At 54.6% G+C, this 25759-nt stretch carries 23 protein-coding genes and 1 pseudogene; 5 read left to right on the forward strand and 19 right to left on the reverse strand.

Translation table 11 applies throughout. The features are described from left to right. The first annotated feature begins 42 nt into the window (after nt 1-42). Nucleotides 43-2232, forward strand: a complete 2190-nt coding sequence (fadB, locus tag Dpoa569_RS18475) for a fatty acid oxidation complex subunit alpha FadB (protein ID WP_042873368.1) — start codon at nt 43-45, stop codon at nt 2230-2232. 12 nt (nt 2233-2244) lie between these two features. Continuing rightward, complete coding sequence (gene fadA, locus Dpoa569_RS18480) at nt 2245-3408, forward strand: acetyl-CoA C-acyltransferase FadA (RefSeq protein WP_042873370.1); 1164 nt, start codon at nt 2245-2247, stop codon at nt 3406-3408. Between the two features lie 66 nt (nt 3409-3474). Here the strand turns inward: fadA and Dpoa569_RS18485 are convergent. The 5 genes and pseudogenes from Dpoa569_RS18485 to ubiD all read right to left on the reverse strand — a co-directional run. After that, nucleotides 3475-3882: pseudogene (locus tag Dpoa569_RS18485) on the reverse strand (DUF6691 family protein); the annotation flags it as partial. A 28-nt stretch (nt 3883-3910) separates the two neighbouring features. After that, nucleotides 3911-4354 (reverse strand): YeeE/YedE family protein, encoded by a 444-nt coding sequence (locus tag Dpoa569_RS18490; protein WP_042873373.1) that lies wholly within the window; start codon nt 4352-4354, stop codon nt 3911-3913. Nucleotides 4355-4460: 106 nt separating this feature from the next. Then, a complete protein-coding gene (locus tag Dpoa569_RS18495; protein WP_050569513.1) occupies nt 4461-4778 on the reverse strand; it encodes an ArsR/SmtB family transcription factor in 318 nt (105 codons plus the stop codon). A 284-nt stretch (nt 4779-5062) separates the two neighbouring features. Further along, nucleotides 5063-5764 carry an NAD(P)H-flavin reductase gene (fre, locus tag Dpoa569_RS18500; RefSeq protein WP_042873375.1) on the reverse strand — a complete coding sequence of 234 codons (702 nt, stop codon included), beginning with the start codon at nt 5762-5764 and terminating at the stop codon, nt 5063-5065. 49 nt (nt 5765-5813) lie between these two features. Next, the gene (gene ubiD / locus Dpoa569_RS18505; protein WP_128569795.1) at nt 5814-7310 is read right to left on the reverse strand and encodes a 4-hydroxy-3-polyprenylbenzoate decarboxylase; all 1497 of its coding nucleotides are present in this window, start codon (nt 7308-7310) and stop codon (nt 5814-5816) included. Between the two features lie 191 nt (nt 7311-7501). Here ubiD and rfaH point away from each other — a divergent pair, with 191 nt between their 5' ends. Further along, entirely contained in the window at nt 7502-7990 is a 489-nt protein-coding gene (gene rfaH / locus Dpoa569_RS18510) for a transcription/translation regulatory transformer protein RfaH (protein WP_042873378.1), read from the forward strand. 33 nt (nt 7991-8023) lie between these two features. Here rfaH and hemB read toward each other — a convergent pair whose 3' ends face one another. From hemB to argC, 12 genes are all read right to left on the reverse strand, one after another. Beyond that, entirely contained in the window at nt 8024-9046 is a 1023-nt protein-coding gene (hemB, locus tag Dpoa569_RS18515) for a porphobilinogen synthase (protein WP_042873381.1), read from the reverse strand. A gap of 2 nt (nt 9047-9048) precedes the next feature. After that, nucleotides 9049-9843, reverse strand: coding sequence for a 3'-5' ssDNA/RNA exonuclease TatD (tatD, locus tag Dpoa569_RS18520; protein WP_042873383.1), 795 nt, complete (start codon nt 9841-9843; stop codon nt 9049-9051). 112 nt (nt 9844-9955) lie between these two features. After that, on the reverse strand, nt 9956-10723 hold the full coding sequence (gene tatC, locus Dpoa569_RS18525; RefSeq protein ID WP_042873385.1) for a Sec-independent protein translocase subunit TatC: 768 nt from the start codon (nt 10721-10723) through the stop codon (nt 9956-9958). A gap of 3 nt (nt 10724-10726) precedes the next feature. Next, nucleotides 10727-11287 carry a Sec-independent protein translocase protein TatB gene (tatB, locus tag Dpoa569_RS18530; RefSeq protein ID WP_042873388.1) on the reverse strand — a complete coding sequence of 187 codons (561 nt, stop codon included), beginning with the start codon at nt 11285-11287 and terminating at the stop codon, nt 10727-10729. Between the two features lie 3 nt (nt 11288-11290). After that, nucleotides 11291-11548 carry a Sec-independent protein translocase subunit TatA gene (gene tatA, locus Dpoa569_RS18535; protein ID WP_042873390.1) on the reverse strand — a complete coding sequence of 86 codons (258 nt, stop codon included), beginning with the start codon at nt 11546-11548 and terminating at the stop codon, nt 11291-11293. An 80-nt stretch (nt 11549-11628) separates the two neighbouring features. Beyond that, complete coding sequence (gene ubiB / locus Dpoa569_RS18540; protein ID WP_042873392.1) at nt 11629-13266, reverse strand: ubiquinone biosynthesis regulatory protein kinase UbiB; 1638 nt, start codon at nt 13264-13266, stop codon at nt 11629-11631. Further along, complete coding sequence (ubiJ, locus tag Dpoa569_RS18545; RefSeq protein ID WP_042873395.1) at nt 13263-13871, reverse strand: ubiquinone biosynthesis protein UbiJ; 609 nt, start codon at nt 13869-13871, stop codon at nt 13263-13265. The genes ubiB and ubiJ overlap by 4 nt, the downstream gene beginning before the upstream one ends. 13 nt (nt 13872-13884) lie before the next feature. Continuing rightward, entirely contained in the window at nt 13885-14640 is a 756-nt protein-coding gene (gene ubiE, locus Dpoa569_RS18550) for a bifunctional demethylmenaquinone methyltransferase/2-methoxy-6-polyprenyl-1,4-benzoquinol methylase UbiE (RefSeq protein WP_042873398.1), read from the reverse strand. 138 nt (nt 14641-14778) lie between these two features. Beyond that, nucleotides 14779-16320 (reverse strand): DNA recombination protein RmuC, encoded by a 1542-nt coding sequence (gene rmuC, locus Dpoa569_RS18555; protein ID WP_042873400.1) that lies wholly within the window; start codon nt 16318-16320, stop codon nt 14779-14781. A 220-nt stretch (nt 16321-16540) separates the two neighbouring features. Then, nucleotides 16541-17914, reverse strand: coding sequence for an argininosuccinate lyase (gene argH, locus Dpoa569_RS18560; protein WP_042873402.1), 1374 nt, complete (start codon nt 17912-17914; stop codon nt 16541-16543). A gap of 117 nt (nt 17915-18031) precedes the next feature. Then, nucleotides 18032-18805, reverse strand: a complete 774-nt coding sequence (gene argB / locus Dpoa569_RS18565; RefSeq protein ID WP_042873403.1) for an acetylglutamate kinase — start codon at nt 18803-18805, stop codon at nt 18032-18034. 24 nt (nt 18806-18829) lie between these two features. Beyond that, nucleotides 18830-19834 carry an N-acetyl-gamma-glutamyl-phosphate reductase gene (gene argC / locus Dpoa569_RS18570; RefSeq protein ID WP_042873405.1) on the reverse strand — a complete coding sequence of 335 codons (1005 nt, stop codon included), beginning with the start codon at nt 19832-19834 and terminating at the stop codon, nt 18830-18832. Between the two features lie 214 nt (nt 19835-20048). On the opposite strand from argC, the gene argE reads away from it, so the two are divergent. Together argE and ppc are read left to right on the forward strand one after the other, a co-directional pair. Next, on the forward strand, nt 20049-21200 hold the full coding sequence (argE, locus tag Dpoa569_RS18575) for an acetylornithine deacetylase (RefSeq protein ID WP_042873407.1): 1152 nt from the start codon (nt 20049-20051) through the stop codon (nt 21198-21200). Nucleotides 21201-21565: 365 nt separating this feature from the next. Beyond that, nucleotides 21566-24205, forward strand: a complete 2640-nt coding sequence (gene ppc, locus Dpoa569_RS18580; protein WP_042873409.1) for a phosphoenolpyruvate carboxylase — start codon at nt 21566-21568, stop codon at nt 24203-24205. A gap of 248 nt (nt 24206-24453) precedes the next feature. On the opposite strand, the gene Dpoa569_RS18585 is transcribed toward ppc, so the two are convergent. Both Dpoa569_RS18585 and Dpoa569_RS18590 read right to left on the reverse strand, forming a co-directional pair. Further along, nucleotides 24454-25056, reverse strand: a complete 603-nt coding sequence (locus tag Dpoa569_RS18585; RefSeq protein ID WP_146411638.1) for a hypothetical protein — start codon at nt 25054-25056, stop codon at nt 24454-24456. A 7-nt stretch (nt 25057-25063) separates the two neighbouring features. Then, complete coding sequence (locus Dpoa569_RS18590; protein ID WP_042873413.1) at nt 25064-25588, reverse strand: Panacea domain-containing protein; 525 nt, start codon at nt 25586-25588, stop codon at nt 25064-25066. Between the last annotated feature and the right edge of the window lie 171 nt (nt 25589-25759).

The raw sequence follows: 25759 nt of genomic DNA on the forward strand, positions 1-25759 counted from the left end.
CCATCTGGTCGTACCAGATCACGGATAACAGTGGAGAACACCATGATCTATCAAGGCGACACGCTGTACCTCAACTGGCTGGAAGACGGCATTGCCGAGCTGGTTTTTGCCGCCCCCGGCAGCGTCAACAAGCTGGATACCCGCACAGTGGCTAGCCTTGGCGAAGCCCTGAATCACCTGATAAAACAACCTTCACTCCGGGCGTTACTGCTGCGCTCGGACAAACCCGCGTTTATTGCCGGAGCGGACATCACCGAATTCCTGTCGCTGTTTGCCGCCCCGCAGGAAACATTGCATCAGTGGCTGACCGGTGCCAACGCCATTTTTAGCCAACTGGAGGATTTGCCGGTGCCGACGCTATCCGCCATCAACGGCTATGCGCTGGGCGGAGGGTGCGAGTGCGTGCTGGCAACCGATTTCCGTCTTGCAACACCCGACGTTCGCATCGGCCTGCCGGAAGTCAAACTGGGGATCATGCCGGGGTTTGGCGGCACAGTTAGGTTACCGCGACTGCTGGGGGCCGACAACGCGCTGGAAATCATTACCGCCGGTAAAGACCTGTCTGCCGACGAGGCCCTGAAAGTCGGACTGGTCGATGCGATTACCAACAGCGACAAGCTGTTGTCTTCTGCCGTGCATATGTTGCGCCTGGCAGCGGAGGAAAAACTGGACTGGCGTACCCGTCGCCGTCAGAAACAATCGCCGCTACGGCTTAACCGTATCGAAGCGACCATGAGTTTTGCCACCGCCAATGCGCTGGTGCAACAGGCGGCAGACCGTCACTACCCCGCCCCAATCATGGCGCTCAAAACCATTGAAGCCGCCGCTGGATTACAGCGTGACGCGGCATTGAAGCTAGAAACCGACAATTTTGTCACACTGACGCAAACAACGGCAGCATATGCACTAGTCGGTGTATTCCTGAACGAGCAGGCCGTAAAAAGCGCCGCAAAAAAATGGGCGGGCGACGCCTCGCCGCCGGCTCGTGCGGCGGTACTGGGTGCCGGGATTATGGGCGGCGGCATTGCCTGCCAGTCGGCACGCAAAGGGGTATCGGTGTGGATGAAAGACATCAGTGAAAAAGCCCTGACACTGGGGATGGAGGAAGCGGCCAAGCTACTGAACGCACAACTGGAACGCGGCAAACTGGACGCCATGACCATGGCCGGCGTGCTGGCCCGTATCCACCCGACACTGAACAACCACGGGCTTGAACAGGTTGACCTGATTATCGAAGCCGTGGTGGAAAATCCACAGGTAAAAGCCAGAGTGCTGGCAGATATCGAAGCCTGCGTCAGTGAGCAGACATTGATAGTCTCCAATACCTCGACGATTCCCATCGGGCAATTAGCGGCCTCATTGCAGCGGCCACAACATTTCTGCGGGATGCATTTTTTCAACCCCGTGCACCGTATGCCACTGGTGGAAGTGATCCGAGGACCCCAGACCGATGAGAAAACGCTGGCCCGTGTGGTGGCCTACGCCAGCAAGATAGGCAAAACCCCGATTGTGGTGAATGACTGCCCAGGTTTTTTCGTCAACCGTGTGCTGTTTCCCTATCTCGCGGCCTTTAGCCTGTTGCTGCGTGACGGTGCGGATTTCCGTGACGTGGATGCGGTGATGGAGAAACAGTTCGGCTGGCCGATGGGACCGGCTTATCTGCTGGACGTGGTCGGGCTGGATACCGCCCACCATGCTCAGGCGGTGATGTCGGCAGGCTTTCCGCAACGCATGGCAAAAACCTATCGTGACGCGGTCGATGTGCTGGTAGAGCATCAACGTTTCGGCCAGAAAAGCGGCGCAGGCTTCTACCGCTACACCCCAGACGCCAAAGGCAAACCACGCCGGGAGCAGGACGAGCAAACCGATATCTTGTTGGGTGCAGTTTGCGAGCCGAAGCGAACCTTCAGTGCGCAAGAGATTATCCATCGACTGATGGTGCCGATGCTCAACGAAGTCGCACGTTGTCTGGAAGAGGGCATCGTCGCCACCCCGGCAGAAGCCGACATGGCGCTGCTTTACGGTCTGGGTTTCCCCCCATTCCATGGCGGAGCCTGTCGCTATATAGACACACTGGGCAGTCGGCACTATGTGGACATCGCCCAGTCATTGGCATCACTGGGGCCGCTTTACGCCACACCGGAAAGTCTGCTGCAGATGGCGCAGAGCCAGCAGCGTTATTACCCGGCGGTTGACGCTCACGCCACTCTTTCTCTTCACCAACCTGCATAAGGACGCACGACGATGGAAAACGCAGTGATTGTTGATGCGGTGCGCACCCCGATGGGCCGTTCCAAAGGCGGCGCGTTTCGTCAGGTACGGGCAGAAACCCTGTCTGCTCACCTGATGCGCAGCCTGTTGAGCCGTAACCCGGCGCTTGAAGCAGACAAGATTGACGATATCTACTGGGGCTGCGTGCAACAAACGCTGGAGCAAGGCTTCAATGTGGCGCGTAACGCGGCATTGCTGGCGGAAATCCCCCATTCGGTGCCCGCAGTGACCGTTAACCGCCTGTGCGGCTCATCCATGCAGGCGCTGCACGATGCGGCACGCGCCATCATGGTCGGTGATGCCGGAGCGTGTCTGGTCGGCGGTGTCGAGCACATGGGACATGTGCCGATGACCCACGGCGTCGATTTTCACCCCGGACTCGGCAAGAGCATCGCCAAAGCAGCGGCGATGATGGGGCTGACGGCAGAACTGCTGGCGCGCCAACACCACATCAGCCGCGAGATGCAGGATGCTTTCGCCGTCCGCTCACACCAGCGCGCCTGGGCCGCAACCCAGTCTGGCGCTTTTCGCCGTGAAATCATCCCCACCACGGGTCATAACGCCGACGGCGCGCTACACCCCTTTGACTACGACGAAGTCGTCAGGGCGGACACCCGTCTCGACGCGCTGGCAGCGCTACGCCCGGCGTTTGATCCGGTCAACGGCACGGTCACTGCCGGTAGCTCATCAGCGCTATCAGACGGCGCAGCGGCGCTGCTGGTAATGAGCGAATCCCGCGCACGGGCGCTGGGGCTGACGCCTCTGGTACGCGTCCGCGCGATGGCGACCGTTGGCTGCGATCCGTCAGTAATGGGATACGGCCCGGTGCCCGCCACCCAAAAAGCGTTACGGCGTGCAGGGCTATCGCTGAGCGATATCGGTCTGTTTGAGCTGAATGAAGCGTTTGCCGCCCAGACGCTGCCCTGTATCAAGGCGCTGGGACTGATGGACAGCCTGGACGACAAGGTCAATCTAAACGGTGGAGCTATCGCGCTCGGTCACCCGCTGGGATGTTCCGGTGCACGCATCATCACCACGCTCATTAATCTGATGGCGCAACGGGATGTGGAATTCGGCGTGGCTACCATGTGCATCGGTTTGGGTCAGGGCATTGCGACAGTGCTGGAACGGGTATAACGACCACCCGCCGGAACCACTGCGCCGGCGGGTCCCAGCAACATCATCCGGAGTGCGTGCATGATGGCGTGAGGAGCACCACTCATGCAGCACCATACCTGCGAGCATGGAAACAAAGAACACCCAGCCTTTCGCGGTGCCATATGACAACAATACCAGCGCCGGGCCAGGGCAAATCCCGGCGATGCCCCAACCGATGCCAAACAACAGGCTACCGCCCACCAGCGGTTTATCGATCACTTTTTTTAGCGGCAGGGAAAACGACGCCACGCAAAGCGGCGTTGACATCCGTGCGACAATACGAAAACCGAAGATCCCAACAACCAAAGCACCGCCCATCACCAGCGCCAACGAAGGGTCCCACTGACGGGTAATATCCAGAAAGCCGAGCACTTTCTGCGGATTCGCCATGCCGCTTGTCAGCAATCCGAGACCAAAAACCAGCCCGGATAGAAAAGAGAACAGGTTATTCATCTCCGCTCCTTAATGTGCGTCATGTGCATCACAACAATACGCTCAGGCGTAGCTCACCCAACGCCCACACGGTGAAAAATGCAGCCCCCATGAAAGTCAGCGTCGCCACCAGTGATCGCAGCGAGAAACGCGATAAACCACACACGCCATGCCCGCTGGTACAACCTGATCCATATCGGGTACCGATTCCCACCAACAAACCAGACACGACCAACAAGGGCATCGGCGTTGATATGGTACTGTCTGGCAACGGGGCTGCTAGTTGGTAGACCCAGAACGCGGCAAGCATTCCCAGAACAAACGCCAACCGCCACGCTTTATCTGTTGACGTTCGGCTCAACAGACCACCGAGAATGCCGCTGATGCCGGCAATACGCCCGGAAAATACCGCCAGCATGACTACAGCAAGCCCGATCACCAGGCCGCCCGTCAGGCTCATTAACGGCGTAAACGCTTCCATATCAACACGCATAACCTCTCCTGTGCGGTTCCAGGCAATAAGCCTATTTTGGACAATACAATTTGGGGCAATACTATTTAGTGCAATACTATTTGGTGCAATACTATTTGGTGCAATACTATTTGGTGCAATACAGTGCATACAGCGTATTGAGCAGCGACAGGATGCGCGCGTCCTCAATACGGTAGAAAATCTGTTTGCCTTCACGTCGCGTGGCTACCAGCTTTAAGCGCCGCATTACACCAAGCTGCTGAGACAGTGTCGGTTGGCGAATGCCCAGCGCCTGCTCCATCTGTCCCACTGATGCTTCGCCCTGACTCAAAAAACACATCAGCATCAACCGGTCGTCATTCGCCAGTGCCCGCAACACATCTGCCGCACCCTGTGCGGCTTCACGCATCATCTGTTGTGTGATTTCCGACTCTGCCGCCACCATAACGCTACCTTTTCTTGCGATCCATATAATATATATTTTTATATAATATATTATTGCATATCGTAATCAAACCAGCCATGAATACCCTGACGTCAAAAACCGAAGGCAGCACGCACTTAGGCGTTGAGGTGTGGTTCACGACCTGCATTATCATCAGTCGCACAGCCACAGTCAGCGCATGACAGCGTTAGCTGCATACTAAACAGGGGTGGGGGAATTTATTTTTAAAAAACAAAATCATGGCCGGGCATAAACCCGGCCATAGCGAGGCAAAACGGAAAGGATCAGATAAAAGAAAAAGCGTCGCTGTACATGTGTGCTATCTGCGCACCACGTTCGTTGCAAAAACGCTCACGGGCAATTTTTGCCATCTCGAAACGACCCGCGATGTAAATATCGTGCGATGCCAGCGAACCGAAATCCTGCAGTACCGCACTCAATACCGTACCGGAACGACCATGCCATTGATCGTCCGGCTGTTCGACTACCGGAATCACGTTCAGGTTAGGATGTGCCTGCGCCAGTGCTTGCAGCTCGCCCAGATCGTACAGATGGCGCAGCTCGCGTCCCCCCCAGTACAGAGAAACCTGGCGCTCCGGCTGGCTTGCCAGCACTGTCAACAAAATAGACCGCGCATAGGAGAATCCCGTCCCGCCCGCTATCAGGATCAGCGGTCGATCACTGTCTTCACGCAACCAGGCCTCGCCGTGGGGAATATCCACTACCAGCGACTTTTCCTTCAAAATACGATCCATCACCGCCATCGCATACAGGTTCATTTCAGAAGCCCCGATATGCAGTTCGATAAACCCTTGCTCAATAGGCGTTGAGGCCATGGAGAACGGGCGTTTGTCACGCTCATTCATTACCACCATCAGATATTGCCCGGCGCGAAAGGAAAAAGGTGCCGATGGCAATAAGCGCACCCGGTAAACCGTATCGGTGATGGCTTCCACCGACGTTACTGTACAGCTCAACGTTGTCATGCGATCCCTCTGTCGGGTCAAAGCAAAACAGGGAACAGGATAAGCACCGTCAGCGCGGCTTACCGCTGTCATTCAATATGGCTAATTCGTCCCACATGGCATCCACGCGGGCAACAACCGACGGATCTTTGGTAATAGGATGACCCCATTCACGCTGCGTTTCACCCGGCCATTTATTGGTCGCATCCAGCCCCATTTTGGAGCCAAGCCCGGAAACCGGCGAGGCAAAATCCAGATAGTCGATTGGCGTATTCTCCACCAGCACCGTATCACGCGCCGGATCCATACGCGTAGTGATCGCCCAAATCACATCTTTCCAGTCACGGGCATTAATATCATCATCGCAGACGATAACGAATTTGGTATACATGAACTGGCGTAAAAAGGACCAGACGCCCATCATCACTCGTTTGGCATGTCCGGCATACTGTTTTTTCATAGTAACCACCGCCAGACGATAAGAACAGCCCTCTGGCGGCAGATAGAAATCGACAATTTCCGGGAATTGCTTTTGCAGCAACGGCACGAAGACTTCGTTCAGCGCCACACCCAACACCGCCGGCTCATCAGGCGGACGCCCGGTGTAAGTGGAATGATAAATGGCGTCACGTCGCTGGGTAACATGCGTGACGGTAAAAACCGGAAAATGGTCAACTTCGTTGTAATAACCGGTGTGATCGCCATAAGGGCCTTCCGGTGCCATTTCATCCGCGTCGATATACCCTTCCAGCACGATTTCGGCACTGGCCGGCACCTCCAGATCGCAAGAGAGACATTTGACCACTTCGGTCTTATGACCACGCAGCAATCCGGCAAAAGCGTATTCGGATAAGGTATCCGGCACCGGCGTCACCGCCCCCAGAATCGTAGCCGGGTCGGCACCCAACGCCACCGCCACCGGGAAACGTTCACCGGGGTGCTGCTGTCGCCACTCCTGAAAATCCAGCGCCCCGCCTCGGTGCGACAACCAGCGCATAATCAGCTTGTTACGGCCAATCAGTTGCTGGCGATAAATCCCCAGATTCTGGCGCTCTTTAAACGGCCCGCGCGTCACCGTCAACCCCCAGGTAACCAACGGCGCCGCATCGCCCGGCCAGCAATGCATAATCGGAATCCGCCCTAGATCCACATCATCGCCTTCCCACACCTGTTCCTGACAGGGCGCGTTCGAAAGGCGCTTAGTCGGCATATTCAGCACCTGGCGAAATTTGGGCAGCTTATCCACCAGATCACGGAAACCACGCGGCGGCTCCGGCTCTTTCAAGAACGCCAGCAAGCGGCCAACATCGCGCAACGCGCTAACCTCTTCCTGTCCCATACCCAGCGCCACGCGTTTAGGCGTACCGAACAGGTTGCACAGCACCGGCATACCGTAACCCTTGGGATTTTCAAACAGCAAAGCCGGGCCACCAGCTCGCAAGGTGCGATCGGCAATTTCCGTCATTTCCAGGTAAGGATCTATCGGCTGATGGATGCGTTTGAGTTCGCCTCTCGCTTCAAGCTGCGCGAGAAATTCACGTAAGTCACGGTATTTCATGCTGATCATCAGAAAGGTCAGTGGTGGGGGTATTATAAAGGCTCTTGGTCATGCTGTCGCTTTCCACTCACGCTATTTCTGGCGTGGTATGCATTCGCTCAAAAGGTCAACACATTATGAAATTAGGAATTTTTTTATCCCGTAAGGTGTAACGCTTTTGCTATCCTCTCCCACTGTGAGAGTCACAGAAAAGTGAAATTATGCGAGCCTGGTACTTACTTTATTGCAAACGCGGTCAACTGTTACGAGCAAAAGAACATCTGGAACGTCAGGAAGTGAGCTGCCTGAGTCCGATGATCGCACTGGAGAAAATCGTACGTGGGAAGCGCACTGAGGTCAGCGAACCGCTGTTTCCCAATTATCTGTTCATCGAGTTCGACCCGGAGCACATACACACCACTACCATTAGCTCAACACGCGGCGTGAGCCATTTTGTGCGTTTTGGCAACCTGCCGGCGTTAGTACCCCAACAGGTGATTGACGATTTGCACAACCACCAATACGCCACTCATATCGCCCCAGAAACACCGCAACCCGGCGACAAAGTCACCATTACCGAAGGCGTGTTCAGCGGCCTGCAGGCTATCTATACCGAACCGGATGGTGAAGCACGCTCAATGTTGTTGCTCAACTTGCTGAATAAGCAAGTGCGACAAAGCATCGATAACCGCCAGTTTCGCAAAGCATAAACCGCCAGGGCTTAGCCCTGACGGTAGCTATCATCAGCGGCGCAACGCCTCATCCCGCAGCCATTCAGCCACGCGTCTGGCGAAATAGGTCAGCACGCCATCCGCCCCGGCACGTTTGAAGCACAGCAGCGACTCCATCACCAGCGGCTGTTCCTGCAGCCACCCATTCTGAATCGCCGCCATCTGCATCGCGTATTCGCCAGACACTTGATAAGCGAAGGTCGGTACGCCAAAGGTATCCTTCACCCGACGGACCACGTCCAGATACGGCATACCCGGTTTCACCATTACCATATCAGCGCCTTCCTGCAGATCCTGCGCGATCTCCTGCAATGCTTCATTGGTGTTGGCCGGATCCATCTGATAGGTTTTCTTGTTGCCGCCTTTCAGGTTGCCTGACGAACCAAGCGCATCACGAAACGGACCATAGTAACAGGACGCATACTTGGCTGAATACGCCATGATCTGCGTGTTAACCAGCCCTTGCTCTTCCAACTGATTGCGAATGGCACCGATACGGCCATCCATCATATCGCTGGGAGCGACGATCTCAGCACCGGCTTGCGCATGGGACAGCGCCTGACGCACCAGGATCTCTTTGGTAATGTCATTGACCACATAGCCGTCTTCGTCGATAACACCGTCCTGACCGTGGGTCGTGTAAGGGTCCAGCGCCACATCGGTCAGCAGCCCCAGCTCCGGCACCGCATCTTTCAAGGCACGCACGGTACGCTGCACCAGTCCATCCGGGTTGTAAGCCTCTTCGGCCAGCAACGACTTTTTGTCTGCTTCAATCACCGGGAACAGCGACAACACCGGGATGCCCAATTTGGCGATTACTTCCGCTTCCCGCACCAATTCATCAATGGTCAGACGATACACGCCCGGCATAGAAGGCACTTCCTGACGTCCCTGCTTGCCTTCCATGACAAACACTGGGTAGATGAGGTCGTTGACCGTAACCTGATGCTCCGCAACCAAACGACGACTGAAATCATGGCGACGCAGACGGCGCAGACGGCGCCCAGGAAACGCACCGGGAAAAACATTACTCATCACTATTCTCCTTTCTGGCCCGGACGGAAAATCCGACGGGCGTTTTCATCCACAATTCTGCCAAGCCATTCGGCATCCTGACCACGCCAGAGCGCAACCTGGCGGACAATATGCGGCAGAAAACAGGGTTCGTTACGCCGGGATGCCGGTTTAGGGTGTAAATCCCTGGGTAACAGATAGGGCGCATCGGTTTCCAGCAGCAACCGCTCATCCGGAATCTGAGGTAATAACGCACGCAGCGCCAATCCACGACGTTCATCACACACCCACCCGGTGATGCCAATCATCAGTCCGGCACGCAGGCACTCATCCAGTTCCTCACCTGAACCAGTAAAACAGTGCAACACCGCAGTTGGCAGTTTATCGAGCCACGGCGTCAACAGCGTCATAAAACGCCCATGCGCATCGCGGCAGTGCAAAAAGACCGGCATCGCGCATTCAGCAGCAATCGCCAGCTGTGCGCTGAATGCCAGCTCCTGTTCCTGTGGGGTGGAAAAGTTGCGGTTGAAATCCAACCCGCACTCACCTATCGCCAACACCTGCTCACGTGCTGCCAGTTGGTGAATCAGCGCAGCGGTATCATCATTCCAGCCACTGGCGTCATGCGGATGTACGCCGGCGGTCGCCCAGCAGTAATCGGGATATTGTGCAGCCAGCAGACAGGCCTGCTCACTCTCTTCAACGTTGGTACCCGTCAACAACAGGCCCGTCACCCCAGCCTGACGGGCACGCGCGACAACCTGCTCGTTATCTGAGCGGAACTGAGGGCTGGTCAGGTTAACGCCAATATCGAACATGCGCAGATATCCAAAAATCCGTCACGGCTACCTCAGCGGATAACCCAAAAAACAACACCTCCCGAAAGAGGTGTCACAGCAAGAAAACCGCCGTTACACGGCGAAAGACCATTCAGGAAGACGGTGCAGAGTCATCCACGTCTTCCAGCTCTGGCCGCCGCCGCTTACCAACGTAAAACCGGGCGAAAAACACGCCGACTTCAAACAACAAATACATCGGAATCGCCAGCAAAGTCTGGGAGAACACATCCGGCGGCGTCAGCAGCATACCGACCACAAACGCCCCTACCAACACATAAGGCCGTTTTTGCTTGAGGCTTTCCGGTGTAACAACTCCGCTCCAGCATAGCAGCACTATCGCTACCGGAACTTCAAAAGACACGCCAAACGCCATAAACAGCGCCATCACGAAATCCAGGTAGTTGTTGATATCGGTGGCAATCAACACGCCTTTTGGGGCGGTTTGTGCGAAAAAGGCAAACGCCAGCGGAAAGACAATGAAGTAGGCGAATGCCATCCCCATGTAAAACAACAAACTGCTGGATACCAACAACGGCATCATCAGCCGCCGCTCATGTTTATACAACGCAGGGGCGACAAACGCCCAAACCTGATACAGCACCAGCGGTGCAGATAAAAAGACCGATACAATCAACGTCAGTTTTATCGGAGTGAAAAACGGCGAGGCCACATCGGTCGCAATCATACTGGCACCGGCTGGCAGTTGTTTGATAAGCGGCGCGGAGACAAACTGATAGATGTCATTAGCAAAATAGACCAGCACCAGAAACACAGCCAGCACACTAATAATGCTATTTAACAACCGTTTACGCAGTTCGATCAGATGGCTGATCAGCGGTTGGGTTTGATCAACAGCCATAAATTAACGATCACCAGAAGATTGGGAAGAAGGAGATGACGCCGTCTGCTCAGGTTTCACCTTACTTTCGACATGACCGGCACTGTCCGATGCCGTATCTGCAGACACAGGCGCTGTTGGCACCGCATCGGCGCGCGTTGTCAGTTCCGCAGCAGGAGTGATCGGAGATGACGGCGCCACGTTGCGTTCAACCTCCAGCACACCATCATGCGCGGCTTCAGGATCGGCAAGCGGCACATGCTCCACCACATCACGACCATCTGGCTTGATGCTGTGTGGGCGCTTCATCGCTTCGGCAGCTTCTTTCAATTCATCCATCGACGCTTTAAGTTCCGGGGACAAATTTTGCAACTGGCTGGCCTGTTCCACTTTCTTCAGGCTTTCCTGCAATTCCTGCAGCTTCATCTCCTGCGCCAGCTCATTTTGCACTGTTGATGCCAACGTACGCAGCGCACGAATCCACCCCGCCACCGTTCTTACCGCTACCGGCAGACGTTCAGGTCCCAGCACCACCAGGCCAATCACCATCACCAATAACAGTTCACTAAACCCAATATCAAACACCGGTTACACCTGCTCTTTATGCTGGCTTTTCTCTGCCTGACTGGCCTGCGGCTTCTGCTCCGAAATGGCTTTGGTCGCAAAGTCAGCGTCCTGTTGCTGCTTGTCGTCGTGGGCAGCGGGTTGATCGTCACTCATGGCTTTTTTGAAGCCTTTGATAGACGCACCAAGATCGGCACCGAGCGACTTCAGTTTGCCCGTACCAAACAACAACACCACGATGACAGCTATCAGTAGCAAACTTGGAAGACTAATACCGCCCATACTCTGCCTACCTCGTTGTTCAAAAGGAATTCATGTGACACATTCATCAGGAACCGGCAGGCTCCTGATAAGGCGCGTGTTCAACGGGTACAACGCCAGCCCATAATCCAGGCCACAAAACCAGCAGCGATAAGACCTGAAGGTACGATCTCGGCCTCTACCTGACTCACCAGCAGTATCGTCCCGCTCAGCAGCAATGTAGCCCCAACCCCCAGCAGATAACGAGCTCGACCATGGCGGGTACGCTGGGTTCGCAATTCACTGGTTAAGAGTTCCATGTTTTGCTTCAGCATTTTGTGCTGACGTAAACCGTCGTAAAACAATTCAGGAATCTCAGGTAGTTTCTCCGCCCAAAACGGCGCTTTCTCTTTAAATGCACGCAACATGGCGGGCAAGCCAACCTGATCTTTCAACCAGTTTTCCAGAAAAGGCTTGGCCGTTTTCCACAAATCCAACTGTGGGTAGAGCTGGCGCCCTACTCCTTCAATGTACAGTAACGTCTTTTGAAGTAGCACCAACTGGGGCTGAACTTCCATATTGAAACGACGCGCCGTATTAAAGAGGTTCAATAATACATGACCGAAAGAAATTTCTGCTAACGGCTTTTCAAATATTGGCTCACAGACGGTGCGGATGGCGAATTCAAACTCTTCTACGTTAGTGTCGTGCGGCACCCAGCCGGAGTCCACGTGCAGTTCGGCGACACGACGGTAATCGCGGTTGAAAAAGGCGATAAAATTCTCCGCCAGATAGCGCTTATCGTCTTTATTCAGCGAACCGACAATCCCGCAGTCAATACCAATATATTGCGGGTCTTGCGGGTGTTCATAACTGACGAAGATATTGCCGGGATGCATATCCGCATGGAAAAAGCTGTCGCGGAACACCTGAGTGAAAAAGACCTGTACTCCGCGCTCGGCCAACAGCGGCATATTAACGCCATGGCGTTTTAACGCCTCTACATCCGATACCGGAATACCGTAAATGCGCTCCATGACCAGCACCTGCTCATTACAGTAATCGGAGTACACTTCCGGCACGTACAACATCGGGCTGTTTTCAAAATTCCGCCGCAATTGGATGGCGTTGGCAGCTTCACGCAGCAGGTTCAGTTCATCCAGCAGCGTTTTTTCGTAGTCGCGTACCACTTCGCGTGGCCGCAGACGACGCCCATCCGGCAGCAAAATCGGCAGCCAGCCAGCCAGGCGATGCATCAGTCGCATGTCCGCCTTAATAACCGGCAGGATGTCCGGGCGAATAACCTTGATAACGATTTCTTTGCCGGTGGATTTCAGTCTGGCGGTATGCACCTGAGCAATCGATGCCGACGCCAACGGTTTCGCGTCGAAATCATCAAACCAGGTCTCCAGCTTTCCCCCCATTGAGGTTTCAATCTGCTGGCGGGCCAGTTCACCATCAAACGGCTCAACCTGATCCTGCAGCATTGCCAGTTGGTCGGCGATAGCGGGGGGAAACAAATCACGGCGAGTGGACATCATCTGGCCGAACTTGATCCACACTGGACCCAGTTCCTGCAACGCCAGCCGCAAGCGTGTACCCAGTGGTTTGTCTTTATGACGATTGGGCAACCAGAACAACAAACAACGCCAAAGTCGCAACGGCGTAGTCAAGGGTATACGCGGAATCAGTTCATCCAGCCCATAACTCAGCAACACCCCGATAATCCGGTACAACCGCAACAGTTCTCCCGGCGTCATGGCGAGTCCTCCAGTTTTGCCAGCCGGGCTGCTAAGGTATCCACCGACTGCGCCAATACGTCCACTTCATCGGCAAACCATAGCCCTTCCAGCTTGCCCGGCGTCAGACGCCACTCCTCGGTCACGGTTTCCGATAATGCCTGTTGCTGGCGGCATACTGATCGCATCACTGTTCCGGCAACCTTACCTGCCGCCTGGCTTAGCCCTTCCGCCACTACATCGCCAAACCAGGGCGATAGCCACTCGGCGGGGTCAAATTCGGCCAAGTCCAGCAAGGTGACAAACTGCTGAGCCACCTGAATATCGCCTTCCAGCACCAGCTCGCCGCTGCGCATCAGCGCAGACAATTGCTGCCGGTCACGCAACTTCATCAGCGCCGACAGGCGGGTCTGCAACAGACAATCCGGTTGCGACGACCACTGACTCACGACATCAAGGCGATATTCGGAGAAAACCAATACCAGCGGCGTATCCAGCTCCGCCACGTCAACTCGCAACGTTTTTCCGTGCAAACGTTGACGGGCGGCTTTCATACTCCGATCACGGAACAAAAGCTGGTTGAGCGCTGTTTCCAGTGCCGCCGTCAACACAGGCATAATCAACATGGGAGTATCCAACTCAGAATTTAAATCCGCGATGCAGCGCTACGATACCGCTGGTCAAATTGAAGTAATCCACACTGTCAAAACCCGCGTCTACCATCATCCCTTTCAGCGTCTCCTGATCCGGATGCATACGAATAGATTCAGCCAGATAGCGGTAACTGCCGGCGTCGCTGACAACCATTTCGCCAATGCGCGGCAAAACATGAAAGGAGTAGGCATCGTAGATCTTGCTCAGCGCTTTCATGGTTGGTTTCGAAAACTCCAGCACCAGCAGCCGTCCACCGGGTTTCAGCACCCGATACATGGAGCGTAGCGCCCTTTCTTTCTCGGTCACGTTACGCAGCCCGAATGATATGGTAATACAGTCGAAAAAATTCTCCGGAAATGGCAAGGCTTCGGCATTGGCCTGCACATAGCTGATATTACCCACCACCCCTTGATTGCGCAGTTTCTCACGCCCGACTTGCAGCATTGAGGCATTGATATCCGCCAACACCACTTCACCTTCATCTCCCACCAGACGAGAGAATTTGGCAGTGAGATCGCCCGTGCCGCCAGCCAGATCCAGCACACGCTGACCACGGCGCACACCACTGCACTCGATAGTAAATCGTTTCCAGATACGGTGAATGCCAAATGACATCAGATCGTTCATCAGGTCATATTTGGCCGCCACAGAGTGAAAAACATCTGCCACCATGGCTTCTTTATCACCTTTAGCCACCGTGCGAAATCCAAAATGTGTCGTATTGTCCGAATCGTCTACCATGTTATCCGCCTGCTTTTTCAACTTCAGGATCGTGTTACCCATTAATGGGTGGAGAGTTTTAATGGGTAGAGAGTTTAACAGACCCCGCTCAAAAGCGACCGCCCTTCTTTTCACCCCGTGCACCGAACCTGATCAACATCATATCGCCGTGCCATTCGGCACATCATCCCGGTCATTCTTGTCGCGCTCAGCCATATCATCATGCTCTTTCTGCGACAATGCGAGCAACTCATCAGGTAACACAGGTTCATCCTGCATCATGGGCACATTGACTGGTCGTTTAATTTCCACCCCCAGCGCACGGAACCCTTCAGCCTGGCCTATCAGGTTGCCACGTCCAGACGCTAACTTTTTCAGCGCCTGACGGTAACTGGCCTGCGCCCTGTCCAGCCCTTGTCCCAGCGCAGCCATATCGTCAACGAACAAACGCAGTTTGTCATACAGCCGGGATGCCCGCTCGGCGATTAGCTGCGCATTACGGCTTTGCTGCTCATAACGCCAGAGATTGTTAATCGTCCGTAACGCTACCAGTAAAGTCGTGGGGCTGACTAGCATAATATTGTGGCGTAGCGCCTCAGTAATCAGATCCGGCTGGCGATCAATCGCCACCAGAAACGCTGGTTCGACGGGAATAAACATCAGAACATAGTCGAGAGAACGCAATCCCGGCAGTTGCTGGTAATCCTTACTGCCCAGCAACCGAATATGATTACGGATAGACAGTAGATGTTCATTCAGCGCCGCCGCCTGTTCCACCTCATCATCACTGTTGAAATAACGCTCATAGGCCACCAGCGACATTTTAGCGTCGATAACCACATCTTTGCCGTGCGGCAGCCGGACGATCACATCCGGTTGCAGGCGGCTGTTGCTACCCATCTGTACGCTGACCTGGGTGTCATATTCATGTCCTTCACGCAATCCGGAGCTTTCGAGTACCCGGCTCAACACCACTTCCCCCCAGTTGCCCTGGGTTTTGTTATCACCTTTCAATGCATTGGTGAGGTTGATGGCTTCCTGCGCCATACGGGCGTTGAGCTGTTGCAGGTTGCGGATTTCATGCGCCAGCGTATGCCGCTCGCGCGATTCCGCGCCAAAACTCTCCTGTACCTGACGGCGAAAACCATCCAGTTGCTCACGTAACGGCGTCAGCAGTTTCTCCATGCTCTGCTGATTTTGCTGATCCACTTTATGCCCGGTCTGTTCAAAGATGCGATTAGCGAGGTTTTCAAACTGGGTGGATAACCGCTGTTCGCTATTCATCAACAACCGCTGTTTTTCTTCCGCCGCCAGCCGGGTTTCTTCAAGGCGGATGGTCACTTCGCGCAGTTCCGCTTCCTGTGCGCCGTTGGCTTCACGCAAGGCACGCAGTTCCTGATTGAGCTGGGTGCACTCTTCCCGCAATTCCGCCAGTTGCCGTAATTTTTCCTCACTTGCCGCCAGTTGACCATGCAGCGTACGCAACTCCTGCGACTGCTGATCCAGCCGCTGCTGGTCGTGCTGCCGCGCCTGCTGGGTTTCAGTCAACTGCTGGCGCGTCTGCTGCAACGCCTGCTGCTGTAACTGGAATTCGGTGTCATGCCGTGCCTGACGCCGCTGTTGCAGCAAACTGGCAACCAGCCAGCCCAGCAACAGACCCATCAGGGCGCCGCTGACGCCATAAAACAAGGCGATCTCCACATTGCCTCCGGGTTATCTGTACCACTGCCCGCCAAGGTAAAATGAGGCTGTATATCTGTCCAGAGGTTATGTGAAAAATTGGCCGGAAAAGCCGCAGACAAACGAGAAAATGCGAGCCGACATCAGAAAGCAGAAGATCGAAGACAGAAGAAGACAGAAAAGGAGAAGACAGAAAAAACAAAACCGGCGCGCAGGCCGGTTCTGATATCGATAAACGGGATTACGCCAGACGTCGCTTCGCATCGGCAATCGCGCGCGCCACTTGCTGCGGCGACACTCCGCCCTGCGCAGCACGTTTTTCCAGACAAGACTGCAACGACAGCACCGGATAGACATCGTCTTCGATCACCGCGCTGAACTGTTTGAGATCCGCCAGTGACAGTGCTTCCAGTGCTTTACCCTGACGAATCGCTTCCACCACTGCTTCGCCGACAATGTGGTGCGCTTCACGGAACGGCACACCTTTGGCAACCAGGTAATCAGCCAGTTCGGTCGCATTGGCATAGCCCTGCTGGGCCGCTTCCTGACAGCGCGGACGTTTCACCTGGATGCCTTCCAGCACCAGCGCCGCCATCAGCAGGCAGTCGTGCCAGGTATCCAATGCGTCGAACAGCCCTTCCTTGTCTTCCTGCATATCTTTGTTGTACGCCAGCGGCAAGCCTTTCAGCGTCACCAACATGCCTGCCAACGCGCCCTGCACCCGACCACACTTGCCCCGAATCAGCTCCAGTGCGTCCGGGTTCTTTTTCTGCGGCATCAACGAAGAACCGGAGGTCACGCGGTCAGACAGTTCGACAAACGCCGCTTCGCCGCTGTTGAAGAAAATCAAATCTTCGGCAAAGCGCGACAGATGCACCATGCCGATGGATGCATCAGACAGCAGTTCCAGCACGTGATCGCGATCAGATACCGTATCCAGACTGTTGCGGGTGGCAGACGCAAAGCCCAGCCAACCAGCCAGTTGTTCACGATCAATCGGATACGCGGTACCTGCCAGCGCGCCGCAGCCCAGTGGGCTGACGTCCAGACGCTTGAGCGTATCTTCAAGACGGCTCTCGTCACGTGCGAGCATTTCATGGTAAGCCAGACACCAGTGAGCGAAGGTCACCGGCTGTGCGCGCTGCAAATGGGTATAGCCCGGCATCACCGCATCCTGATTCGCTTCGGCGGTAGCCACCAACGCCGCACGCAGATGACGAATCGCCTGTGCCAGCTCGCTTACCTGCGCCTTGCACCACAGTTTCAGGTCCGTCGCTACCTGATCGTTACGGCTGCGCCCGGTGTGCAGTTTCTTGCCCAGATCGCCGACTTTCTCGATCAGTTTCTGCTCCACCCAGCTGTGGATATCTTCCGCGTCGCTTTGCAGGATAGCGTCTGGGTCCGCCTGCACCTCTTTCAGCAGCGCATTGAGCGCCTGCTCCAGTTGCTGCTGTTCCTGAGCGCTCAGTACGTTTACTGTCACCAGCGCCTTAGACCAGCCGATGGACCCGATGATGTCCTGCTCTGCCAGACGGTAATCAAACCGCAGTGAATCGTTGAATTGTTTAAAACGCCTATCTGCCGCCTGCGTGAACCGTCCACCCCACAAAGCCATAACTACACTCCCGGTATCTCTGATAAAAGCGGACCCGACTCCTGTCCGGCCCGCCGTTGAACTGCTGCGTTTATCCGGCGGTTTGTGCCCGGAGAAAGCGTGATGAAGGCTGGCGGATTACGCCAGAATACGGGTGCCGATGGATACGCCGTTGAACAACGCCGGCAACTGCTCGGCGTGACGCCAGCTGGCGATATCGACCGGACGACCCAGCGCACGCGCTGCGTCCAGCGCCGCATTGACCTTGACGATCATGCCATCGGTAATAATACCCTGCTCAATCAGCTCTTCCGCTTTACCGGCGGTCATTTCCGCAATGCGTTGACCTTTGCCGTCCAGAATACCGCTAACATCGGACAGCAGGATCAGATCGGCACCCAGTGTCTGCGCCAGCGCGGTGGCAGCCTGATCGGCGTTGACGTTCATCAATTCACCGCCAGCAGTAATACCGATGGAACTGATGACCGGCAGATAACCGGCATTCAACAAGGTATTGAGCAGCGCCGGGGAACCCGCTTCCGCTTTCCCCACGTGCCCCAGTTCGTCGTTGAGTTGCGTGACCACGGTGCTGCCACCATCCGCCAGACTCAAACCGACTGCATTGATACCGTGACGAATCGCCCAGGCCAGCAGGGTTTTATTGGCGGAACCGGCCAGCGCGCCGGTAATAACGTCGATTTGGTCCGCTGGCGTTACGCGCAGGCCGTTTTTCTTGACCACCGGCAACGACAGCTTCTTCATCAGGTCGTCCACAACACAACCGCCGCCATGCACGACAACCAGCGGACGCTGATGCTGTTGACGATAAGTCACCAGCGCGGTGAACAGGCGCTCCAGCGCCTCTTCGCTATCCAGTAATACGCCACCTAATTTGATAATTAACGGGTTCATCGGTCTTTGCGCCTCAGGGTGTCATCAGAGTAAGGATTGGGTTTCAGGGAAACCGAAGCGAATGTTCATGCACTGTACCGCCTGCGCCGCCGCGCCTTTGAGCAGGTTATCTTCGGTAGCGACCACGATCAGGTGATCGTCTTGCACCACGAAGCCGATATCGCAGAACGGCAGCCCAACCACCGATTTCAGCGCCGGAACGCCTTTTTCATACAACCGTACCAGCGGTTTGTCGTGATAAGCGTTGTGGTAGGCTTCCGCCACATCCTGCGCAGTGACGCCCGGCTGCAGGCGGCAGGTAATTGTCGCCAGAATACCGCGCGGGAAGTTGCCCAGATGCGGGGTGAAAATCACCGGAATGCCGAGATGGGTGGCGATTTCCGGATGATGACGATGATTGAAGATGCCATACGGTTGCAGGCTGACTTCACAGAAGCTGTTGGTCATGCTGGCTTTACGGCCAGCGCCGCTGACGCCGCTGGTGGCATCGATCACCGGCCACTGGTTCGGGTTCAGCAAACCACCTTCCACCAACGGTTTTAATGCCAGTTGAGACGCGGTCGGATAGCAACCCGGCACGGCAATAAGCCGCGCCTGTTTGATGCGATCCGCCTGCCACTCCGCCAGACCGTACACCGCCTGTGCCAGCCAGTCGGCGTGCTGGTGCTCGAAGCCGTAGTAGCGGGTATAAAATTCAGGGTCCTGCACGCGAAATGCGCCGGAAAGGTCGAACACGGTACAACCGGCGTTCAGGAATTGCGGTGCCAGATCGTGGCTCACCTTGTGGTCGGTAGCCAGAAATACCACGTCAACACCTTTCGCCGCCTCGGCCACATCGGTCAGCGGCTGCACCGGTAAGTCAATAATGCCTTTAAGCTGAGGGTGCAGGTCGGAAATGCGTTTTCCCGCATCAACGCTTTGCGCGGACACCGCCAAAGCGGTTATGTTCATCTGCGGGTGACGGTTCAGGTACAAGGCCAGCTCAGCGCCGGTATAGCCACTTGCACCAACGATCAACGTATTCAGCATGAGTTCGGTATACCTTTATTGCCAGATAGGTGGAACAGGGAGCAGGCTCATCAGCGCGGCCACGCCGTTCACCCACAACAGCCAGAAGAAACGATTATGCGACAATCTCGCCTCGCCGCACAGCTTGTGATTTCATTTCGCCTGGCATTATTGTATTTTTATTCACAATAAATGCATGAATATTGATACTATCCTAACCCAGAGGCTGTCAACAGTGAAGATGAATTTACCCCCTTTTATGGAGCTGTACCGGGCATTGATCGCCACCCCGTCCATCAGCGCCACCGAGCGCGCTCTGGATCAAAGCAACGAAACCTTAATCAACCTGTTGGCGGGGTGGTTTAGCGACCTGGGTTTTCATGTCGATGTACAACCGGTTCCCGGCACCTTTAATAAATTCAACCTGCTGGCTCGTCTGGGTGAAGGCAATGGCGGTCTGCTGTTGGCCGGTCACACCGACACGGTGCCGTTTGACGAAGGACGCTGGACGCGCGACCCATTTACCCTTACAGAACACGACAACAAGCTCTACGGGCTAGGCACTGCCGACATGAAAGGCTTTTTCGCCTTTATTCTTGATGCGCTGCGCGATGTGGATGCCAGTAAGCTGACCAAGCCACTGTACATTCTGGCCACCGCAGATGAAGAAACGACGATGGCGGGTGCCAAGTATTTCTCCGAATCGACCGGGATTCGCCCGGATTGCGCGATTATCGGCGAACCAACCTCGCTGCAACCGGTGCGTGCCCACAAAGGCCACATGTCGAACGTCGTTCGCATTCAGGGGCAGTCCGGCCACTCCAGCGACCCGTCACGCGGCGTCAACGCCATTGAACTGATGCACGAAGCCATTTCTGAACTGATGGGGCTGCGTAACACGCTTAAAGCGCGTTACCACAACCCGGCGTTCCACATTCCTTATCCGACCATGAATTTCGGCCACATTCATGGCGGCGATGCCGCTAACCGCATTTGCGCCTGCTGTGATCTGCATATGGATATTCGCCCACTGCCGGGTATGACGCTAAGTGATCTCAATGGCCTGTTGAGTGAAGCACTGGCACCGGTCAGTGAGCGCTGGCCGGGCCGCCTGACCATCAGCGAATTGCACCCGCCGATCCCAGGCTATGAATGCCCGGCGGACCATCAACTGGCACAGGTGGTGGAAAAACTGGTGGGTCAGCCGACCGATGTGGTGAATTACTGCACCGAAGCACCGTTCATTCAGGAACTATGCCCGACGTTGGTACTCGGCCCCGGCTCTATCAATCAGGCGCATCAACCGGACGAATTTATCGACATGTCGTTTATCAAACCGACTCGTACATTGATTACCCAGTTAGTGCATCATTTCTGCCAGCAGTAATTCGTCTAGTGGCGCTGCCCGGCTCTCATCGCCGGGCGGCCTTGTCACCAGAGAAATCCCCGCTTCTGCACAATCTCTTCAGCACGATGCCAACTGGCCGCCTGTCTCTTTTATCGCCACCTCATTGCCTTATGCGTAAGGCCACTCTTGCTTTCACCACCGCCATAGGATAAGTGTCACTTATAAACAAGCTTTTGTAATTAAATTTCACAAATTGCCTTTTTGCCGGTTAAGCAGGTACAACTGTAACGATTAAGGAGCGTTCATTGACGAGTAATAGCGAACGTGGCTAGATAACAGACAGTAACCATACATTCTTTGTGTGTAATAAATTTACAAAAATCACGAGGTGGATCAGCGTAACTATGAATGAACAATATTCCGCTATGCGGAGCAATGTCAGTATGCTGGGTAAGCTACTCGGCGACACTATCAAGGATGCACTGGGTGCCAACATCCTTGAGCGTGTTGAAACTATCCGCAAGCTGTCCAAAGCCTCGCGCGCTGGCAGTGAGACACATCGTCAGGCGTTGCTGACCACACTGCAGAACCTGTCTAACGACGAACTGCTGCCGGTTGCCCGTGCATTCAGCCAGTTTCTTAACCTGACCAACACCGCCGAGCAATACCACAGCATTTCTCCCCACGGCGAAGCGGCCAGCAACCCGGAAGCGCTGGCAACGGTGTTTCGCAACCTGAAAAGCCGCGACAATCTGAGTGACAAAGACATCCGCGATGCAGTGGAGTCTCTGTCTATTGAGCTGGTGCTGACCGCGCACCCAACTGAAATCACCCGCCGTACGCTGATCCACAAACTGGTTGAAGTGAATACCTGCCTCAAGCAGCTCGACCACGACGACCTGGCCGACTACGAACGCCACCAGATCATGCGCCGCCTGCGCCAGTTAATCGCCCAGTACTGGCATACCGATGAAATCCGCAAAATCCGCCCGACGCCGGTAGACGAAGCCAAATGGGGCTTCGCGGTGGTGGAAAACAGCCTGTGGGATGGGGTGCCGGCGTTTCTGCGCGAACTTGATGAACAGATGGACAGGGAACTCGGCTATCGCCTGCCGGTGGATTCGGTGCCGGTACGCTTCACCTCCTGGATGGGCGGCGACCGCGACGGCAACCCGAATGTGACCGCCGAAGTCACCCGCCGTGTGCTATTGCTGAGCCGCTGGAAAGCCGCTGATCTGTTCCTGCGCGACGTGCAGGTGCTGGTGTCTGAACTGTCGATGACCACCTGTACGCCAGAACTGCAACAACTGGCGGGCGGCGAGGACGTGCAGGAACCTTATCGAGAACTGATGAAAACACTGCGTGAGCAGTTGGTCACCACTCTGGACTATCTGGATGCACGGTTGAAAGGTGAACAACGGCTTGCCCCCAACGATCTGCTGGTCACCAACGAGCAGCTATGGGAACCGCTGTACGCCTGTTATCAATCGCTACATGCCTGTGGCATGGGCATTATCGCCGATGGTCAGTTGCTCAATACTCTGCGCCGGGTGCGCTGTTTCGGCGTGCCGTTGGTACGTATTGATATACGCCAGGAGAGCACTCGTCATACCGAGGCGCTGGCGGAAATCACCCGCTATCTTGGGCTGGGAGATTACGAAAGCTGGTCGGAATCCGACAAGCAGGCGTTCCTGATCCGTGAGCTAAACTCCAAGCGTCCGCTGCTGCCGCGTCAGTGGGAACCGAGTACCGACACGCAGGAAGTGCTGGAAACCTGCCGGGTGATCGCCGAAACACCGCGTAACGCTATCGCCGCCTACGTTATCTCGATGGCACGCACGCCGTCCGACGTGTTGGCGGTGCATTTGCTGCTAAAAGAAGCCGGTTGCCCGTACGCACTGCCGGTAGCGCCGCTGTTCGAAACACTGGACGACCTGAATAATGCCGACAGCGTCATGACCCAGTTGCTCAATATTGACTGGTATCGCGGCTTCATTCAGGGCAAACAAATGGTGATGATCGGCTATTCCGATTCCGCCAAAGACGCCGGGGTAATGGCCGCCTCCTGGGCGCAGTACCGCGCACAAGACGCGCTAATCAAGACCTGCGAAAAATACGGTATCGCGTTGACGTTGTTCCATGGTCGCGGCGGCTCCATTGGCCGTGGCGGTGCACCGGCCCATGCGGCACTGCTCTCTCAACCGCCCGGCAGCCTGAAAGGTGGCCTGCGTGTGACCGAGCAAGGCGAGATGATCCGCTTCAAGTTCGGCCTGCCGGAAGTCACCATCAGCAGCCTGTCGCTCTACACTTCCGCTATTCTGGAAGCCAACCTGCAGCCGCCGCCGGAACCGAAGCCGGAGTGGCATCACATCATGGATGAACTGTCGTGTATTTCCTGCGATATGTACCGTGGTTATGTGCGAGAAAACCCGGACTTCGTGCCTTACTTCCGTGCTGCCACACCGGAGCTGGAACTGGGGAAACTGCCGTTAGGGTCGCGTCCGGCCAAGCGTCGGCCAAACGGCGGCGTGGAAAGCCTGCGCGCGATTCCGTGGATTTTCGCCTGGACGCAGAACCGCCTGATGCTTCCGGCCTGGCTGGGGGCTGGCGCTGCGTTGCAGCATGTTATCGACAACGGTCATCAGAACCAGTTGGAAGCCATGTGTCGAGACTGGCCATTCTTCTCTACCCGCATCGCTATGTTGGAAATGGTGTTCGCCAAGGCTGACCTGTGGCTGGCGGAATATTACGATCAACGATTAGTGGACGAGACATTGTGGCCGCTCGGTAAACAGTTGCGTGAACAGTTGGAAAAAGACATCAAAGCGGTGTTGACCATCTCCAACGACGACCACCTGATGGCCGATCTGCCGTGGATTGCCGAATCGATCGCGTTGCGCAACGTCTACACCGACCCGCTCAACGTATTGCAGGCAGAATTACTGCACCGTTCACGTCAGCAAGACACGTTGGACCCACAGGTAGAACAGGCGCTGATGGTCACCATCGCTGGCGTCGCTGCCGGGATGCGTAATACCGGTTAATTACGAATACCGTTACAACAAACCGGGAGTCTGTGACTCCCGGTTTATATTCATCTCATGTTATATACCCGTCATACTTCAAGTTGCAGGTGCGTTGGCTGCCCTCGCTCACCCCAGTCACTTACTTAAGTAAGCGCCTGGGGATTCACTCAGTTGCCGCGTTACAAGGCTCATATGAGCCTTGCCCTAACGGGCCAAGGCGTTGCGTTGTTCAACGCGCGAGCGTGTTGTCCTGCAACTCGAATTATTTAGGGTATATTGCTACTTTCTTTGTCTGTGTCCGTTTTTTTGTCCGTACGTTCTTTTTCTTTATCCGTACTCTCTTCTTCAATACTTTTTCCCTTGATATCAGAAGGGAATAAATTTCTTATTACAACGACAAAGACTGCAACAATATTTATTGTCACACCAGAAATAAGAGCAATAACAATTTCTTTATCCAGCTTAAAGTCATGTGCATCAAACTGAATAAATAACAACCTGAATGTTGGATAGGATGACCCTTGCAGGAGGAGAATAACGATCAGGGCAATCGACCACAGCCAAACAAAACGATACGCCTTCAATGCATAAGCCTGTCGCATATCAAGCTGTTGTTGCTGTAGTTTGACTTTTCCATGCAACAGCTCAACTCGAAGAGCAGACATTCGCTGAGACATCGCAGCATTTGCTCTCTTTAGTCTGGCAATATCTTGTTCTTCTAATGTCGCTTCCGAGTAAGATTCACTAATTTCTTCTGTCGTAAACAGGTCTTCACGCGCTAAAGACAGATTATTATTTTCCTGACTTCGCCGCGTCGCCTGTTTTAATTTTTGATTAAATAAAACATCATCGCTCTTGGGGGCTTTCATAAAAAACCTATAACCCAAGCTTTTGTTTCATGGCAGCTTTAATAATTTCATTATCGATGACAAAGCCTCTTCGGCTGCCATCATGATGATCACTACGGGTAATACTCCAGGCAGAGTCCGGTGCGTGAGTCAAATTTGACAGGAAGGTGGCGCTCTTATCGCCATAGGTATCTAAAATAGCATCCATCACGGAATGTGCTCTGGTATCCGCGCTATCAACATACGGCGTAATAAATCCGACATCAGGAACACCAGTACTATCATCTGCATCAATCAAATCAAATTCAGTGCCAAAAGAATCAATATTTTTAGCGCCATATGTTTTGAATTCGTGATAAATCGAATCGATAACAGGACCAAATTTCCAGGCTTTCACGGTTTCGTTAATTAGAGGACGGTCATCGATAGCCAGCATCCATGCATGAGCAAAATAAACCAGTTTCTGTAACTTCATTGGTGTGAGATCTGTAATCCCTCGATCTTTTGCTTTTTTTATCAAGGAGTTGGCAACAGATATCGCAGAATAAGCCATTTTACGCCTCCTTTTTGATTTACTAAGATAACACCAAACTGTTTATATATACAGTACTAATTTAATACCAATGGTACCAAAAAAAAATGATAAGTCCAGAATTCAAAATATATACAAAACAAAAAATTACCAATAAAGAAACAACGCGAGTTTGATGCCTGAGGCTTATCA

It is taken from the genome of Dickeya poaceiphila, from assembly GCF_007858975.2.
In the GTDB taxonomy this organism is placed as follows: Bacteria; Pseudomonadota; Gammaproteobacteria; order Enterobacterales; family Enterobacteriaceae; genus Dickeya; species Dickeya poaceiphila.

Bases quoted from the DNA above. Each gene is read 5' to 3' on its own strand.
- fadB (WP_042873368.1), top strand. From the start codon at position 43: ATGATCTATCAAGGCGACACGCTGTACCTCAACTGGCTGGAAGACGGC.
- fadA (WP_042873370.1), top strand. From the start codon at position 2,245: ATGGAAAACGCAGTGATTGTTGATGCGGTGCGCACCCCGATGGGCCGT.
- Dpoa569_RS18490 (WP_042873373.1), bottom strand. From the start codon at position 4,354: ATGCGTGTTGATATGGAAGCGTTTACGCCGTTAATGAGCCTGACGGGC.
- Dpoa569_RS18495 (WP_050569513.1), bottom strand. From the start codon at position 4,778: ATGGTGGCGGCAGAGTCGGAAATCACACAACAGATGATGCGTGAAGCC.
- fre (WP_042873375.1), bottom strand. From the start codon at position 5,764: ATGACAACGTTGAGCTGTACAGTAACGTCGGTGGAAGCCATCACCGAT.
- ubiD (WP_128569795.1), bottom strand. From the start codon at position 7,310: ATGATCAGCATGAAATACCGTGACTTACGTGAATTTCTCGCGCAGCTT.
- rfaH (WP_042873378.1), top strand. From the start codon at position 7,502: ATGCGAGCCTGGTACTTACTTTATTGCAAACGCGGTCAACTGTTACGA.
- hemB (WP_042873381.1), bottom strand. From the start codon at position 9,046: ATGAGTAATGTTTTTCCCGGTGCGTTTCCTGGGCGCCGTCTGCGCCGT.
- tatD (WP_042873383.1), bottom strand. From the start codon at position 9,843: ATGTTCGATATTGGCGTTAACCTGACCAGCCCTCAGTTCCGCTCAGAT.
- tatC (WP_042873385.1), bottom strand. From the start codon at position 10,723: ATGGCTGTTGATCAAACCCAACCGCTGATCAGCCATCTGATCGAACTG.
- tatA (WP_042873390.1), bottom strand. From the start codon at position 11,548: ATGGGCGGTATTAGTCTTCCAAGTTTGCTACTGATAGCTGTCATCGTG.
- ubiB (WP_042873392.1), bottom strand. From the start codon at position 13,266: ATGACGCCGGGAGAACTGTTGCGGTTGTACCGGATTATCGGGGTGTTG.
- ubiJ (WP_042873395.1), bottom strand. From the start codon at position 13,871: ATGTTGATTATGCCTGTGTTGACGGCGGCACTGGAAACAGCGCTCAAC.
- ubiE (WP_042873398.1), bottom strand. From the start codon at position 14,640: ATGGTAGACGATTCGGACAATACGACACATTTTGGATTTCGCACGGTG.
- argH (WP_042873402.1), bottom strand. From the start codon at position 17,914: ATGGCTTTGTGGGGTGGACGGTTCACGCAGGCGGCAGATAGGCGTTTT.
- argB (WP_042873403.1), bottom strand. From the start codon at position 18,805: ATGAACCCGTTAATTATCAAATTAGGTGGCGTATTACTGGATAGCGAA.
- argC (WP_042873405.1), bottom strand. From the start codon at position 19,834: ATGCTGAATACGTTGATCGTTGGTGCAAGTGGCTATACCGGCGCTGAG.
- ppc (WP_042873409.1), top strand. From the start codon at position 21,566: ATGAATGAACAATATTCCGCTATGCGGAGCAATGTCAGTATGCTGGGT.
- Dpoa569_RS18585 (WP_146411638.1), bottom strand. From the start codon at position 25,056: ATGAAAGCCCCCAAGAGCGATGATGTTTTATTTAATCAAAAATTAAAA.
- Dpoa569_RS18590 (WP_042873413.1), bottom strand. From the start codon at position 25,588: ATGGCTTATTCTGCGATATCTGTTGCCAACTCCTTGATAAAAAAAGCA.